This window comes from Amycolatopsis sp. NPDC102522 (assembly GCF_055584485.1).
Window position 1 is genome coordinate 41621 of the sequence record NZ_JBVJLY010000026.1, and the last position, 15806, is coordinate 57426.

At 68.4% G+C, this 15806-nt stretch carries 12 protein-coding genes; 7 read left to right on the top strand and 5 right to left on the bottom strand.

Annotated features, from left to right (window positions below):
• Positions 1-2: 2 nt before the first annotated feature.
• On the bottom strand, positions 3-659 hold the full coding sequence (locus ACZ6YV_RS38025; RefSeq protein ID WP_465514229.1) for a hypothetical protein: 657 nt from the start codon (positions 657-659) through the stop codon (positions 3-5).
• Between the two features lie 144 nt (positions 660-803).
• Between ACZ6YV_RS38025 and ACZ6YV_RS38030 the strand changes: the two genes are divergently transcribed.
• The 3 genes from ACZ6YV_RS38030 to ACZ6YV_RS38040 all read left to right on the top strand — a co-directional run bounded on the left by ACZ6YV_RS38030 (position 804) and on the right by ACZ6YV_RS38040 (position 6519).
• Positions 804-3755 (top strand): AfsR/SARP family transcriptional regulator, encoded by a 2952-nt coding sequence (locus ACZ6YV_RS38030; RefSeq protein ID WP_465514230.1) that lies wholly within the window; start codon positions 804-806, stop codon positions 3753-3755.
• 133 nt (positions 3756-3888) lie between these two features.
• Entirely contained in the window at positions 3889-5124 is a 1236-nt protein-coding gene (locus ACZ6YV_RS38035) for a hypothetical protein (RefSeq protein WP_465514231.1), read from the top strand.
• Positions 5125-5289: 165 nt separating this feature from the next.
• A complete protein-coding gene (locus tag ACZ6YV_RS38040; protein ID WP_465514288.1) occupies positions 5290-6519 on the top strand; it encodes a glycoside hydrolase family 88 protein in 1230 nt (409 codons plus the stop codon).
• Positions 6520-6602: 83 nt separating this feature from the next.
• On the opposite strand, the gene ACZ6YV_RS38045 is transcribed toward ACZ6YV_RS38040, so the two are convergent.
• Complete coding sequence (locus tag ACZ6YV_RS38045) at positions 6603-7046, bottom strand: DUF4396 domain-containing protein (protein WP_465514289.1); 444 nt, start codon at positions 7044-7046, stop codon at positions 6603-6605.
• 270 nt (positions 7047-7316) lie between these two features.
• Between ACZ6YV_RS38045 and ACZ6YV_RS38050 the strand changes: the two genes are divergently transcribed.
• Entirely contained in the window at positions 7317-8333 is a 1017-nt protein-coding gene (locus ACZ6YV_RS38050) for an autoinducer 2 ABC transporter substrate-binding protein (protein WP_465514232.1), read from the top strand.
• A 1-nt stretch (position 8334) separates the two neighbouring features.
• On the opposite strand, the gene ACZ6YV_RS38055 is transcribed toward ACZ6YV_RS38050, so the two are convergent.
• Positions 8335-9573 carry a DUF6923 family protein gene (locus ACZ6YV_RS38055; RefSeq protein WP_465514233.1) on the bottom strand — a complete coding sequence of 413 codons (1239 nt, stop codon included), beginning with the start codon at positions 9571-9573 and terminating at the stop codon, positions 8335-8337.
• A gap of 22 nt (positions 9574-9595) precedes the next feature.
• Complete coding sequence (locus ACZ6YV_RS38060; protein WP_465514234.1) at positions 9596-10360, bottom strand: bestrophin-like domain; 765 nt, start codon at positions 10358-10360, stop codon at positions 9596-9598.
• Positions 10361-10829: 469 nt separating this feature from the next.
• Here ACZ6YV_RS38060 and ACZ6YV_RS38065 point away from each other — a divergent pair, with 469 nt between their 5' ends.
• Both ACZ6YV_RS38065 and ACZ6YV_RS38070 read left to right on the top strand, forming a co-directional pair.
• Complete coding sequence (locus ACZ6YV_RS38065) at positions 10830-12245, top strand: family 2B encapsulin nanocompartment shell protein (protein ID WP_465514235.1); 1416 nt, start codon at positions 10830-10832, stop codon at positions 12243-12245.
• 12 nt (positions 12246-12257) lie between these two features.
• Positions 12258-13283, top strand: coding sequence for a family 2 encapsulin nanocompartment cargo protein polyprenyl transferase (locus ACZ6YV_RS38070; protein ID WP_465514236.1), 1026 nt, complete (start codon positions 12258-12260; stop codon positions 13281-13283).
• 74 nt (positions 13284-13357) lie between these two features.
• Here the strand turns inward: ACZ6YV_RS38070 and ACZ6YV_RS38075 are convergent, their stop codons facing one another.
• Positions 13358-14506: a CapA family protein gene (locus ACZ6YV_RS38075; protein ID WP_465514237.1), complete on the bottom strand. Its 1149-nt coding sequence runs from the start codon at positions 14504-14506 to the stop codon at positions 13358-13360.
• A gap of 322 nt (positions 14507-14828) precedes the next feature.
• On the opposite strand from ACZ6YV_RS38075, the gene ACZ6YV_RS38080 reads away from it, so the two are divergent.
• On the top strand, positions 14829-15788 hold the full coding sequence (locus tag ACZ6YV_RS38080; RefSeq protein ID WP_465514238.1) for a substrate-binding domain-containing protein: 960 nt from the start codon (positions 14829-14831) through the stop codon (positions 15786-15788).
• The last annotated feature ends 18 nt before the right edge of the window (positions 15789-15806 follow it).

Here is a 15806-nt window from a genome sequence, read left to right on the forward strand (position 1 = left end):
TTTCACGCGGCGTAATCGGTGATGCCGCCACTGCAGGCTTCGAGAGCCGGATTCGCGGCGGCGTCGGCGACGCAGACCTTGTAATAGACCCACGATCCCTTCGCGACCGGCACGGCCTTGTCGACGTGGGTGCCGTTGCCGCCGGAAGCCCAGATGTAGAACGGGCCGGCGCCGCCCTTCAGCCAGTAGGCGACCACGGCGGACTTGCCGTCGGCGTCCTTGTCGTAGACCAGGAAATGAGCATCCGACGAACGGAACTGCCCCTCGCCGGCACAGACGCCGGTGGAACATTCGGCGGTGCCGGAACCGACCCCGCAGTCGGGGGCGATCCGCTGATCGGAGCCCGTGTAGACGTAGCCGTCCGAAATGTAGCCGCCGAGCGCGGGGACGTAATCCCACAACGTCGTCTTGCCGAGGGGACCGGTGACCTCGGTCCCGATCGTCTGGCAGTCGATGGTCACCGCGGCGCCGTTGGCCACCGTGCGCACCGCGGTCGAGGTGGTGCTCGGGGCACGGCGTACGTTCAGCGGATCACCCGCCGTCTTCACGGTCCCGGTGGCCGCGGCCAGCGCGGGAGTCGCGCCGGCGAGGCCCAAGGCGCCCGCCGTCGCCAGCACGAGAAAGAAACCGGCGAGCCGCCGGACACTTGAACGCTTCATGGCTTCCAGCGTCGACCGGCGTCGTACACATCACGTACAAACCGGACCGGGCGTCCGCACATGCATGCGAATGGATCTAGCCAACCATGGCGGGACGGCAATATTATCGGCGGATATGGGGCTCCTGCCGTATTGGCGGTTTAGGTGACTATTCTCGGGTTTCGCGTTCTCGGTCCGCTCGAAGTGGCGGTGGACGGACAGGTGGTGCCGCTCGGCGGCCCCAAACCACGTCTGCTCCTCGCTGCTCTCCTGCTCCAGCCCAACGTCGTCGTCTCCACCGAACTGCTGATCGAGGTCCTGTGGCCCTCGTCGGCTCCGCGTTCCGCGGCGGCGAACATCCGCACCTACGTCCATTCACTCCGCAAACGTCTCGCCGATCGCGATCCTGGACTGGGGGAACGCATCGGCAGCCGGGCATCCGGCTACATCCTCAAAGCCACCCCTGGGGAGATCGACCACATCAGATTCGGCGAGTTGGCCGCCCGCGCGCAGGACGCGCTCGGGCACGGGGAGGCCGAATCCGCCCTCGACCTGCTGGACCGAGCCGAAGCGCTGTGGCGCGGCGAAGTTCTCGAAGGACTCCCCCACGACCACGGCTGGGGTGCCGCCGTGGCCCGGCTGACGGAATTACGGCTCGCGGTCCAGGAACAGCGGCTGCGGGCGAGGATCGAACTCGGCCGGACAGCCGAAGCCGTCGCCGAACTGCGCGGCCTGGTCACCGAGCATCCCTTGCGTGAGGAACTCTGGCAGCAGCTGATCGTCGCGTTACGCGCCGACGGCCGCACGGCCGACGCGATCGAGGCCTACGAAACGGCCGAAAAGGTACTCGCCGAGGAACTCGGCACCGAACCGGGGCCGCGGCTGCGGGAACTGCGGGCCTCACTGGTCTTGACGCACTCCCCGCCCCCGGAAGCCGTGGCGGCCGCCCTCACCCGGCCGATGGCCCCGGTCTGCCAGCTGCCGCTGGATCTGCCGGACTTCACCGGCCGCGACGAGGTGGTCGGCGAACTCGTCGACCTCTTCCGTGACCGCCGCGAACGGGAGAAGCCTGCCATCGCGGTGCTTTCGGGGGCGCCGGGCGTCGGCAAGTCCTCGGTCGCGATCAGGGTGGCGCACGCGGTCCGGGAGGACTTCCCGGACGGCCAGCTGCACGTCGACCTCGCCGGGACGTCGTCCTCGCCCCGGCCCCCGATGACCGTGCTCGCCGAGTTGCTCCGCGCGCTGGGCGTCCCCGACGCGGGACTGCCGCGTGATCTTCCCGAACGCGCGGCGCTCCTGCGGTCCCGGCTGGCGACCATGCGGCTGTGCGTCGTCCTCGACGACGCCGGCAGCGCGGCGCAGGTCCGGCCGCTGCTGCCCGGCGCGGGCGCCTGCGCGGTGCTGATCACCAGCCGGGTGCGGATGCCGGATCTGGCCGGTGCCACTCCGGTCGACGTCGACCTCCTGCCCGAGGCCGAGGCCGCGAAGCTGCTCGAAGGCATCGTCGGCACCGACAGGGTCACCGCCGAGCCGGAGAGCGCGGCCGCGATCCCGCGCCACTGCGGGTATCTGCCGCTGGCGATCCGGGTCGCCGGGGCGAAGCTCACCCACCGGCCGGGCTGGACGCTGCGCGTCCTGGCGGACAGACTGCGGGACGAAAGACGAAGACTCGACGAACTCCGCGTCGGCGATCTCGCCGTCCGCGCCAGTGTCACGCTCAGCTACGACCTCCTGCCGATGTCTGCGGCGAGCGCGTTCCGCGGGCTGGGCGGGCTCGGCTCGGTCCAGTTCCCCGCCTGGGTGGTCGCGGCCCTGCTCGGCCGCGCGCACGCGGACGACGTCCTCGACGTGCTGGTGGACGCCCATCTGGTCGAACTGATCGGCTCGGACGGCACCGGCGAGCCCCGCTATCGGCTGCATGACCTGCTGCGGTGCTACGCCGCCGAACTGCGTGCGCACGACATCCCGGCGAAGGCGCACGACGCCACGAAACGGGTCCTGGAGGGCTATCTCGCGCTCGCGCTCGAAGCCGCGGACCGGATGCCGATCCACTTCTTCGGGCTCTACCGCGACGACACGGCCGTCCAGCCCGCCCTCCCGCCGGGAACCGCGCATCTGGTCGAGGATCCGGCCGCCTGGTTCGCCGCCGAGCGGCACACCTGTGTCGCCGCCGTCGCACTGGCCGCCGAACTCGGCTTCGACTCGCTGGCCTGGCGCCTCGCCGCCGCGCTGACGCCGTACTTCGACCAGCGCGGCCACCAGGACGACTGGCTGCACACGCACGCCGTCGCGCTGGCCGCCGCCCGCCGGTCCGGCGAGGTCCACGGGGAGGCGATCATCCAGCGCAACCTCGGCCAGGTCCAGCTGTACCAGGACAGCTACGCCGAGGCCCTGATCGCGTTCGAGCAGTCGCAACTGCTGTTCGACAAGATCGGCGACGCGCGGGGAGCGGCGATCGCGCTGGCCGGGCTCGGCACCGTGCTGCGGATCAAGGGCGAGGACACCATCGCGCTGGAGCACTGTCATGCCGCGCTCGACCAGTTCTCGGCGGCCGGCGATCCGCACGGCGAGGCCGTCGCGCGGATCGCGATCGGCGCGGTGTGGCTGGCGCGGCGCCGGTTCGCCGACGCGGAACGCTGGTTCACCGAAGCGCTCGAACAGTCGGCGGACATCGGCGACCGGCATCGGGAGGCGCACGCGTTGAAGCGGCTCGCGATGCTGCGGCAGCATCAGGGCAACCTCGCGGGCGCGCGGGAACGGGTCGACCGCGCCATCGCGATCTTCGACGAACTCGGCGACGACCATTGCGTCGGCTACGCGAACCAGAATCTCGGCGAACTGTATCTGCACAGCGGCGATCTGGCCCACGCGCAACTGCTGCTGGTCAATTCGCTGAGCGTGCACCGGCGTAACGGGGACCGCCGGTCCGAAGCCGAGGTTTCGCAGTTGCTCGGGGAACTGCACGAGGCGCTGAGCCAGCCCGAGCGATCGCGGACCTATTCGGAACGCGCGCTGGCGTTGTGGCGCGAACTCTCCGCGCGGCCACAGGAATCCGCGCTCGCTTCACGCCTGCAGGAGTCCGCCGAAGCCTCTTACGACGACTCCGCCAGCGCCTGACCCTTTCACCAAGTCGGCACCTGATCGCGAGTACGTGACGCGATCAGGTGCCGACTTGCTTTTGTATCGATCGTGTACAGGTCCCGGCGAAGCTCCCTTCATAGCAACCGAGAGTGCTCGAAGGGAGACCGGAATGGTCCGGACCGTGAAGGCCCGCCGTGTGATGGCGGCCGTGCTGACTGTGCTGGCCTCGGGGGCGGTCACCGCGCTGGCCGCCAGCCCCGCGAACGCGGCGCCCGAAGGAACCTGGCGCGCCGATCTGTCCACTGTGGATGGCGACGACGTCAACGTCCGCAGCGACGGTGGCGTGCTCAGCCTGGAAAACGCCGCCTGGCACAGAAAACCCGACTCCATCGGCAGCCAGGGATACCTGCTGCTGGCCGAGCAGCAGCTCGGGAAGCCGGTCAACCGCGTCACCGCCCAGGTGGCCGCCGACGCGCCGAAGGGCACCGAGGTCGAGGTCGACGTCCGCGGAAAGCTCAACTCCAACGACTGGACAGAGTGGACACCCACCGAGGGCGGCGCCGCCCAGCTGTCCACTTCGGTCTCCACGGTCCAGGTCCGCATCGGACTGCGCACCCTGAACGACGGCGTGACCGCGAAGGTCAGCGAGGTCACCCTCCAGGGTGAGCTCGGCCCGCAGGCCAACGCGATCGGCGCGGCCGCGGCCCCGCTGACGTACAAGGTCTTCGCCACCCGCGAAGGTCTCCCCGGCGGCACCACCGCCAACGGGCACGTGATCAAGTCCCGCGACCACTTCGTCGCGCTGCCCTCGGGCCGCGGTCTCGCACCGAAGAACACCGGCAACTACACCGTCCGGGTCTGCCGCACCGACAACAGCCGCTGCGAGTACGCGCCGGTGTGGGACGTCGGCCCGTGGAACACCAAGGACGACTACTGGAACCCGTCGGCCACCCGTCAGATGTGGAAGAACCTGCCGCAGGGCAAGCCCGAGGCGCAGGCCGCGTACCAGGACGGCTACAACGGCGGCAAGGACGAGTTCGGCCGCAAGCCCGCGAACCCGGCGGGTATCGACCTCGCCGACGGCACCTTCTGGGACGGCCTGAAGATGTCGGACAACGGCTGGGTCAACGCCTCCTACCTGTGGACCGGCTCCGGCCCGACCGGCGTCGTCAGCACGGCGGGCGACCCGATGAACGTCCGGGCGTCGGCGAGCACGAGCGCGGCGATCAAGGGCCTCGCGGCGAACTACGCGAAGGTCAACATCGAATGCTACGTCGAGGGTGACACCGTCACCGGCAAGTTCGGCACCAGCAACATCTGGGACCGGATCGGCCCGGGACACTACATCTCCGACACCTACCTGCAGACCGGCTCGGACCTGCCTGTCGCACCGAAGTGCTCGTAACCCCCTGATCGCGAAGGCCCGGCGTACCCCATAACGCCGGGCCTTCGCCCTTTTCGTGTGCCACTGAACGGCGCCTTTATTCACAACCATGAATGGTCTTCACAAGCGCGTAATCGTCGTGCGAAACTCCCGTGACGCATTTCCCACTGACGAATGGCGGGTATTGTGAGCGTTTCCCGGCGAACCCTGTTGACCACCGCTGCCGGTGCCGCCGTCGCGGCGACGGCGATCACCCCGGCCGCCGGTGCGGCTACCGCGGCGGAGGAAGAAGCCGCCGGGCTAAGGACTTTCCGCCGGACGGCCGACTACGCGGTGACCAAGCTGCGAGCCGTCGCACCCGGCGTGACGACCTTTCCGGAGATCACCCGGTTCGAGAAATGGACCTATTCCGCCAAGGGCGGCTGGATCGGCGGTTTCTGGCCGGGCACCCTGTGGCTCGCCTCGCTCTACAGCGGCGACCCGCAATTCCGGACCCTCGCGGCGGCGTCCGCGGAAAAGCTCGCGCCGCGCCAGTACGAGACGAGCGATCACGACCTCGGATTCCTGTTCTACCCGTCCTGGGTGACCGGCTGGCGGCTCACCGGCGAGGAGAAATGGCGCACCGGCGCGCTCACCGCCGCCGCGTCGCTCATCCAGCGGTACAACGAAAAAGGCAAGTTCATCCGGGCGTGGGGCGCGCTCGGCACCCCGGGCAACGCCGGCCGGGTCATCGTCGACACGATGATGAACCTGGACCTGCTGACCTTCGCGAGCAAACAGACCGGCGACCGGAAGTACCTCGACATCGCCGTCTCGCACGCGAAGACCACCGAACGGGTCTTCGTGCGCCCGGACGGTTCGACTCCGCACGTCTTCGACTTCGACCCGGAGACGGGCGCCGAGATCGGCCCGAACTCCGTGCAGGGCTACAGCCCGACGTCGTGCTGGTCGCGCGGCCAGGCCTGGGCGATCTACGGGTTCACCACGATGTACCGCCGCTCCGGCGACCCGCTGTTCCTGCGGACCGCGCAGCGCCTGGCCGAGTTCGCGCTCCGCGCCCTGACCCCGGACAACGTCCCGGTGTGGGACTACCTCGCACCGCAGGCGCCGCACGACATCAAGGACTCCTCCGCCGGAGCCGTGATGGCGTGCGGGCTGCTCGACCTGGCGAAGGTCGCGAACCGGCCGCAGTACCGCGAGGCGGCGATCCGGATCCTCACCGCGCTGTGCGACACCTGCCTGACCACGAAGTCCACCCGCGCCGAGGCGATCATGGCGCGGGGCACGCGCAACCGTCCGGCCGAGGACGGTGTCGAGGTTTCGCTGCCCTACGGCGACTACTACCTGCTCGAAGGGCTCCTGCGGGTGCTGATGCCCAAGGAGATCGAGAAGGCTATCGACCTCTCGACCGTCTGAAAGGCTCCTTCCCAAGTACATGAAGGCCCCCTTCACTGCGCCTAGCGCAATGAAGGGGGCCTTCATGTACTGCCAGTGACGCCTCAGTGCGCGTGACCCTCGTGGCCACCGTGGTGAGCGTGGACTTTCGCGTGGCCCAGCCCGCGCCCGATCATCCACTTGTTCACCGGCACCGTCAGCACGAACGCGACGGCCAGCGAGAACACCAGCGCGCCCCAGAACAGCAGGCTCCCGAGCCCGGCGTCCATGGCGCCCGGCACCACCACCATGACCCCGTTGTCGACGATCTCCATGACCGCGATCGACACGGTGTCGGCGGCCAGCGCCACCTTGAGCGCGGCGCCGAACGCGAGGCCCGACTTCAGCACGCCACGCATGGTCAGCGCGTAACCGAAGACGAAGGCGAGCGCGACCGAGAGAACGATCGTCCCCGCGTTGTGCAGGCCGAGCGCCGTGCCGATCACCATGCCGAGGACCTCGCCGATCGCACAGCCGGTGAGGCAGTGCAGGGTCGCCGACGCCGCCATCGACCAGCTTGCTCCGTGCCGTGTCTCGTTCATGCGGGGAAATATACCCCCCACCCGTATATACGGCGCGGTGATCCGCGTCTCCCGATCGCTCACCGTCACCCCGGTAGCCCGAGCCGGTAATCGTCCCAGGTCGATGAACTCACTTCCGTAACCCTTTGCGCTCATCCGGTTGACCGGGGTAACCGAAGACCTTAGTTTCGCCGGAGGTCTCCACCGCGCGCAGACCGATCGGCTGGTTTCAGATGATTCCGTGACTATGGGGTGGAGATGCGAGGCCCGACGAAGACGCTCGTTGTGGCCACTGTGCTCGCTTTGGGCATGGTGTTCGGGCTGACCGGCTGCGACGGTGAAGCGCCGGCGGGAATGGCGGCCAAGCCGATCCGGATCGCGTTCGTGCCTAAGGTCGCGGGCATCCCGTACTTCGAGGCGATGAGCACCGGCGGACAAGCCGCGGCCAAGCAGCTCGGTGTCGAATGGACCTCGACCGGTCCGACCACGGTGGACCCCGCGGCGCAGGTCTCGATCGTGCGCGGCCTCGTCGACCAGCAGGTGGACGTCATCGCGATCGCCCCGAACGATCCGAGGGCGATAGCGCCGGCGATCACCGACGCGCGGGCCAAGGGCGTCCATGTGATCACTTCGGACACCGACGCGCCGGGCACCGATCGCGAACTCTTCGTCAACCAGGCCACCTCGGACGGCATCGGCAAGGCGCTCACCGACGCCCTGATGAAGAAGATGGGCGGCGCGGGAAAGTACGCGATCGTCTCCTGCGGCGAGACCGCCGAGAACCTCAACGCGTGGATCGCCGTTCAGCGTGCGTATACCACCAGGGAGTATCCCCAGGCGCAGCTCGTCGAGACGGTCTACGCCGGCGAGAACAAGGAGAACGCCACCACCCTCGCCAAGAACCTGATGACCAAGTACCCGGACCTCACGGGCCTGGTCGGCGAGTGCACGACATCCGCGCCCGCGGTCGCCGAGGCTGTCCGCTCGCAGCAGAAGATCGGCCGCGTCTTCACCGTCGGCGTCGGGACCCCGCAGGCGATCAAGCCCTACCTGCTGGACGGTTCCGCGTCGCTTTCGGTGCTGTGGAACGTCGAATCGCTCGGCTACCTCACCGCATGGGCGGGCAAGCAGATCGCCCAGGGCAAGCGGCTCACGCCGTCGAACAAGGTCAACCTCGAACTCCCGGCGATCAAGTACGAAGAAGACACGAAGACCGTGCTGCTGGGCGACCCGCTGCTGATCACGCGCGAGAACGTGGACCAGTTCAAGTACTGACTCACCGGGACCGCCGGACGGCGCCCGCCGCCGCTCCCCCACCGAGGATCAGAACCAACGCGGTCAAGCCCCACCGCCGCTTCTCCTTCGTACGCGCGTGCGAGTCGGTCTTCGCCGCGGCCTTCCGTTCGAGGGGCGCTGCCGCACGAGACGGCTTCGGCACGGGAACGGGCGGCGGCGGGACCACCTTGGGCGCGGGTGTGGGCGTCGGACTCGGCGAAGGCGTCGGAGTCCGACTAGGACTCGGCGACGGGCTCGGCGACGGTGTCGGACTTGGCGACGGTGTCGGTGTGGGTGTCGGAGTCAGGCTCGGCGTCGGAGTCGGTTCCGGCTCTGGTGCAGGAGACGGCGTGGGGTTCGGGCTGGGTGTGGGAGACGGTGTGGGAGTGGGAGTGGGCGTCGGCTTGGGCGGTTCCGGTTTCGGTGGTTCGGGCGCGGTGAGACAGCCCGCGGCGTCCGAACCCGCCAGCGGCGGACCCGAAAGCACTTCGGTTACCTGCCCGCCAGGATCCAGGCGATAGAGCACACTTCGCCCGCCGATCCGGTTCGCCGTGGCATACAGGGCGCCGTCGCGGCCGAGCACGACGGAGCCGTAGACGTCGGCGGGCGGGAACCGGGCGTCATCGGCCTCGCGGACCTTGCCGGACCCCGGATCGATGGTGATCACGGCGCCTTTTCCGCGCCAGGTGGTGGAAACGCCGTAGAGCAGTCCGTTGTGGTAGGCGAAGTCGTTGACGTCGTGGGCGAGCGTGATCGGCCGCAGGAACACCGTCCTGATCACCCGCAGGTACCGCTCCCCCGGCGTCAAGTCCACTGTGTACAGTGTGCCGTTCCTGAGCAGGTACCAGGAGTTCCCGCCGATCGCGCCCGCGGTCACCCCCGCGACGGGGCTCCACACCGGCAGCCGGTTCCCGGCGCGCGTGATCGGGCCGAGATCCTGGGTGCCCCCGTCACGGTCGATCGTCACCGCGTGTGCGCCCCGGCTGAGCCCTTCGGCGACACCGAAGACCAGGTCCCGTGTCGCGGAGTAGCCGAGCGCGTTGAGCCGGTACCCCGGATCGGTCACTCGCGACGTGGTCCCCGAACCGACGTCGAGCCAGCGTAGCTTCGACTTCCCGGACGACCCGGTCTCCGCCTGCACAACCAGGCAGGATTCGGCGGCCCGCGCGGCCATCGGGGCCAGCAGCGCCGACGCGCCGACCAGCCCGGCGACGGCCGCCGTCGCCGCCGCCCGCGTCACTCCGTCCACAGTGCCCGCCGGCTCAAGTGATCCTCGCCAGCGCGGAGGTGAACGCGTCAGGCGGGATCCGCACCCCGCCGCCGAACGGGTTCTGCAGCTGGTAGATCGCGAACAGCAGCAGTGTGACCGTCCCGGCCAGGGTGGACACGATCACCAGGTGCGCGGCCAGCCGGGTGCCACCGAACAGGTTGGGCAACAGCACCGAGATCAGGCTGCCGAGGATGAGCGCGAACCAGACCACGCCGCCGACCCTGCCGCCCTCGACCGCGTTCAGCCGAGACTGCCGGGCCTCGTAGACCTGCCAGAGCTGGGTGGACGCCTCGGCCTTGCGTTCGCGGATCCAGTCGTCGTCCGACGGGGCCTTGTCGACGGCCTTGCGCAACTGGTCCAGCCGCGTCCAGCCGAGGTCGGGGACCGCGGCCCCGCCGCCCGCCATCTGCGGCCACTCCTTCTTTTCGACCGTGGAGATGTACTCCGCGCTCAGCTTCCGGACCTCGTCCTTGACCTCGGTCCCCAGCGAATCGGCGGCCCAGACGGCGGCGACCAGGCTGTCCGCCTCATGGTAGGAGCCGTCCCGCGCCGCGCTCGCGGAGTCGAAAAGGGAGATCAAGATGAACGCGACCAGGACGGCGTGCAGCCCGCCGACGATGGTGAACACCTGGCCGGCGGCGTCGTTGTTGTCGGGCCGCCCTTCGTCCCAGCCGAACTTGCGGACGAGGTAGCCGACGAATCCCGCGAGGGCCGCCGCGCCGACGACCCAGGCGATGCCGGTCAGGTAAATACCCATTCGACTCCTTCCCTGCGATGACTGCTGAAACTAGTTCACGCTTCGGCACGCGGAAAAGACCGGTTGAATCAATTCATACAAGCGGCGGATGAGCGCCAGTCGATCATCACCGGCTCGGCCCAATTTCTCATAGTGCGAAACGAATTCCGATACGCGCCGGAAAGGCGCGTCACCAGTCGGAGAGCACGGCTTCACGACCGAGTGAGGATCCACCACGAGAAGTCACCAACGTGGCCATATACCGACATTTCGAGCAGCTTCGTAGCCCGAACGGCCGCCGGGAATGACGCGAGCAGCCCAATCCGGCAAACAGGTGAACCTCCCGCGAGACCCGATCGAGTTGCTTGTCAGGGCATTACCGCTTGCTATGTTGACTTTGCGCCTACCCCCTCGAATGGGTATCCGCGAATTGCGAGAACAGCAGTTCACCAGGGCGGAATACCCGCCATGACGATGGGTGGATTTCTCAGTGACTGTCACGGATCCGGACACCGCGGCCCCGGCCGCGGAGAACACCAGGCTGAGCCTCGGCAAGGCGGCCGCGCGCACGCTGGCCACCACCACCAAGTCCGTCCCGCAGATGCAGGGCATCTCGTCGCGCTGGCTGCTGAGACTGCTGCCGTGGGTCCAGGTGTCGGGTGGCGCGTACCGGGTCAACCGCAGGCTGAGCTACTCCGTCGGAGACGGACGGGTCACTTTCACCACCACCGGCGCCGAGGTCCGGGTGATCCCGCCGGAACTGGGCGAACTCCCACCGCTGAGGGGTTTCGGCGACGAAGAGGTGCTCGCCGAACTCGCCGGCCGGTTCGTCCAGCGTGCACTGTCCCCCGGCGACACGCTGGCGGAGTTCGGCCACCGGGCAGACCGGGTTTTCCTGATCGCGCACGGAAAGATCGACAAGATCGGCGTCGGCGCTTACGGGGACGAGACTGTCCTCGGGGTCCTCGCCGGTGGCGGGCACTTCGGTTCACAGGTCCTGGTCGACGACGACGCGATCTGGGAGTTCACCGCGAAGGCGATCACGTCCTGCACAGTGCTTTCTTTGTCCCGCAGTGCTTTCGCCGACGTCCTGGATCGCTCGGAAGCGTTGCGTGAACACCTCGGCGCGTACTCCTCCGGCGGGTCGCGAGCCGGCAACGATCACGGCGAGGCGCAGATCGACGTCGCGTCCGGCCACGACGGCGAACCGTTGCTGCCCGGCACCTTCGTCGACTACGAGACCAAGCCGCGCGAGTACGAACTCAGCGTCGCCCAGACCGTCCTGCGGGTACACACCCGGGTCGCCGATCTCTACAACCAGCCGATGGACCAGGTCGAGCAGCAGTTGCGGCTGACCATCGAGGCGCTGCGCGAGCGGCAGGAACACGAAATGGTCAACAACACCGGCTTCGGCCTCCTGCACAACGCCGAGAGCTCCCACCGCATCCACACCCGCACCGGCCCGCCGACTCCGGACGACCTCGACGAGCTGCTCGCCCTGGTATGGAAGGATCCCGGTTTCTTCCTCGCGCATCCGCGGGCGATCGCCGCGTTCAGCCGGGAATGCAGCAAACGGGGCCTCTACCCGGACGCCGTCGACCTGGACGGTCATCAGGTGCCCGCCTGGCGCGGGATCCCGATCCTGCCCTGCGACAAGATCCCCGTCACCGAGACCAGCACCAGTTCGATCCTGCTGATGCGGACCGGTGAGGACGCCCAGGGCGTCGTCGGCCTGCACCAGGTGGGACTGCCCGACGAGTACCAGCCAGGGCTGAACGTGCGGTTCATGGGGATCAGCGAACAGGCGATCATCTCCTACCTGGTGAGCGCCTACTACTCGGCGGCGGTGCTGGTGCCCGACGCGCTGGGGATCCTGGAAAACGCCGAACTCGGGCACGAAGGCTGAAAGGGGAGTCCGTTGACGACCACTGACATCCGCACCGGTGCCCGGCCCGCGGGCGAAGTCCTCACCTGGAGCCGGAATCTGCTCGATCCGGCGCTGCGCGAGGCCGTCGACGGACTACCCGAGTCGATGCGGCTCATCGCCGGCTACCACTTCGGCTGGTGGGACGAACACGGCCATCCGTCCACTTCGGACGGCGGGAAGGCGCTGCGGCCGGCGCTCGCGCTGTTGTCCGCCCAAGCCGTCGGCGGCGACGCCGAGGTCGCCGTCCCGGTGGGCGTCGCCGTCGAGATGGTGCACAACTTCTCGCTGCTGCACGACGACGTGATGGACCGCGACACCACCCGGCGGCACCGCCCGACGGCTTGGACCGTCTTCGGCACGGGCGCCGCGATCCTCGCCGGGGACGCCCTGCTGTGCGGGGCATTCGAGGTGCTGGCCCCGTTCGGGCAGACCGCGCTGCGGGTGCTGAGCACCGCCGTGATCGACCTGCTGGAGGGGCAGAGCGCGGACCTGAAGTTCGAAGAACGCGGTGACGTCGACACCGCCGAATGCGTACGCATGGCCGAGGGGAAGACCGGTGCGTTGCTCGGAGCGTCCTGCACGCTCGGCGCGCTCGCCGGGGAAGGGAGGCAGGATCAGGTCGACCGGCTGACCGAGTACGGGAGGGCACTCGGGCTGGCGTTCCAGCACATCGACGATCTCCTCGGGATCTGGGGCGATCCGGAAGTGACCGGGAAACCGGTCCACTCGGATCTCTCCAATCGGAAGAAGTCCCTGCCGGTGGTGGCCGCGCTCCACTCCGGGACCGAAGCCGGGCGAGAGCTGGATGTCTTGTACCGCAAGGAAAACCTCGACGCCGCGGAATTGCCCCACGCGGCGGAGCTGGTGGAACGGGCGGGCGGCCGGACTTGGAGCCAGGAGCAGGCCGACGCGCTCCTGACCGGCGCGCTGCACCATCTCGCCGTTTCGGACCCGGTGCCCCGCCCAGGCGCCGAGCTCGCGGCCCTCGCGAAACTGGTGGTGCGGCGACGATATTGAAGACGGGCGCGGAAAGGCAGGGGTGGGCCGGGAGGGGATCAGTACTCGGCCCACCCACTGTCAGAGCGAAGGGGTCAGCGCCCGGGGCGGGTCAGCCCCTGCTCACCGGCACCCCGGCTGAGGACGACCTCGTCGGTGGCCTTGAGCGCTTCCGCGTCGGCCTCCCCGGCCTTCCCGGCGGTCAGGTCGAGCAACCGGATCGGCGGGCCGAGCTGGACCAGGGTCGGCACGTACTCGGCCTTGTCGACCTTCCAGCGTTCGCCGTCACGCACGAACCGGAACCGCGCGGCCGCGCCCTGTTCGGTCGAGCCCTTCGGTTCCGAATGCCTCGCGACGCTGTTGCCGAGGCCGTAGGCGACCCACTTGCCGTTGATCTGCTCGAAGGGCTGCACGACGTGCGCGTGGTGGCCGATGATCAGGTCGATCGAGTCGTCCCCGAGGAGTTTCTTCGCCAGTGAGCGCTGTTCGGCGGTCGCGTCGTGCTGGTACTCGATGCCCCAGTGCAGGCTCGCGACGACGACCTGGGCGCCCGCCTTCCGCGCGGCCTTGGCCTGGGCGATCACGTCTTCGGCGTCGATCTGGTTGACCAGCCAGGGTTTCCCCGAAGGTACCTTGATCCCGTTGAATCCGTAGGCGAAGGAGATCTGGGCGACCTTGACGCCCTTGACGTCGACGATCAGCGGCTTCTTCGCCTCTTCGGCGGACCGTGCCGAGCCGGTGTGCTTGATCCCCGCCTCGTCGAGTTTGTCGAGTGTCCGCGTCGCGCCGTCCACGCCCTGGTCGATCGTGTGGTTGGACGCCGTCGAGCAGTTGTCGTACCCGGTGTCCTTGAGCGCGTCGACGATCTCGGGCGGGGCGCTGAACGACGGGTAGCCGCTGTACGGCCCGCCCTTCGGCGCGAGCGGCGTTTCGAGATGGCAGATGCCGAGGTCGGCGCCGGAGATCAGCGGTTTGATCCCGGCCAGCAGCGGCCGGTAGTCGATCTCGCCCTTGCCGTCTTCCTTGGCCTGGTCGGTCAGCGCGGGGTGGATCAGCACGTCCCCGGTCGCGACCACGGTGAACGATCCGTCCGGCGCCTGGCTCGCCTGTGACTGTGGCTGTGACTGTGACTGCGGCGCCTCGGACGCGGCGGGAGACCGCTGCTCGGGGGTGGCGCTGCACGCGGCGAGCAGCAGGGCGGCGCCAAGGAGAGCGGCGCTTCGACGGGCGCGGGAGCTGAACATCGGTTCCCTCGATCGGGTGACTTGTCTTGTTCATCCTGCCTTACGCCGATCGGGGACGACACTCAACCAAAGTCAACAAGACCGATCGGACAAACTTCGGACAAGTTCCCCAGGATCACTCGTCGGCCAACCAGGCTCCGACAGGCGATTAGTACGACCACAGCCGTCTTCCGTGACTTAATCGCGCCTTGACGTCACCCGTAAGAGTGTTTAGTAATACGAGTCACACTCTTCCGCTTCGTCCTGGGAGCATTCGATGTCCACAGCTTCGCACAGGTCCCTGCCCTGGCGCATTGTTGGTTCTTGTTTGATTGCCGGTGTCGTGTTGACCGGCTGCTCATCCGGAAAGGAAGCCGCCGCGCCGCAGCAGCAGGCTCCCGCGAGCGGCAAGGTCACCCTCTTCTACCTGCAGAAACAGGGTGACCAGCAGTACTTCGTCGAGCAGGCGCAGGGCGCGCAGGAGAAGGCGAAGGAACTGGGCGTCGAACTCAAGGTCGTCAACCTCGGGCAGGACGCCAACAAGGCGATCACCGAACTCGACGCCGCGCTGGCCCAGGGCGCCAACGGCATCGCGATCGTCGTCCCGGACCAGGCCATCGGCCCGCAGGTGCTCGACAAGGCCAAGAGCGCGGGCATCCCGATCCTCGCCTCCGACGACGTGATCAAGGACGGCGGCGGGACGAAGTCGCCGTTCGTGGGCTTCAACGGCTCCCAGATGGGCGATTCGGTCGGCAAGGAGGCCGCGAAGCTGTTCAAGGCGGCAGGCTGGACCGCGGCCGACACCAAGATCATCAGTGCCTACAAGCAAGACCTGACCGTGTGCTCGGACCGCGTCTCGGCGGCGAAGGCCGCGTTCGACAAGGACGCTGGAGCGCAGGTGCCGGTGATCGAGGTCGGCACCGACAACACCCCGGTGGACGCGCAGAACCGCACCGGCGCGGTCATCGGCTCGAACCCGGGCGTCAAGCACTGGGTGGTCTGGGGCTGCAACGACGAGAACGAGACCGGCGCCGTCACCGCGCTGGCGAACTCGGGCGTCCCCGCGAACGACATCATCGGCGTCGGTCTTGGCGCGTACCTGACCTGCAAGGACTGGGCCGCTGGCAAGGACACCGGCAACAAGTCCGCGCTGTTCATCTCCGGCGCCGAGGTCGGCCGCACCGCGATCGGACTGCTCGTGGACAAGGTGAAGAACTCCAAGGAGCTGCCCCCGGAGACGATCGCGAAGACCCAGATCGTCACCAAGGACAACTACAAGCAGGCCGGCGTCAACTGCATCTGATCCCGCGTGGAGGCGTTT

Excerpts from the sequence above, each read along its gene's own strand:
- ACZ6YV_RS38025 (WP_465514229.1), bottom strand. The coding sequence starts at position 659 with ATGAAGCGTTCAAGTGTCCGGCGGCTCGCCGGTTTCTTTCTCGTGCTG.
- ACZ6YV_RS38035 (WP_465514231.1), top strand. The coding sequence starts at position 3,889 with ATGGTCCGGACCGTGAAGGCCCGCCGTGTGATGGCGGCCGTGCTGACT.
- ACZ6YV_RS38045 (WP_465514289.1), bottom strand. The coding sequence starts at position 7,046 with ATGGCGGCGTCGGCGACCCTGCACTGCCTCACCGGCTGTGCGATCGGC.
- ACZ6YV_RS38050 (WP_465514232.1), top strand. The coding sequence starts at position 7,317 with ATGCGAGGCCCGACGAAGACGCTCGTTGTGGCCACTGTGCTCGCTTTG.
- ACZ6YV_RS38060 (WP_465514234.1), bottom strand. The coding sequence starts at position 10,360 with ATGGGTATTTACCTGACCGGCATCGCCTGGGTCGTCGGCGCGGCGGCC.
- ACZ6YV_RS38075 (WP_465514237.1), bottom strand. The coding sequence starts at position 14,506 with ATGTTCAGCTCCCGCGCCCGTCGAAGCGCCGCTCTCCTTGGCGCCGCC.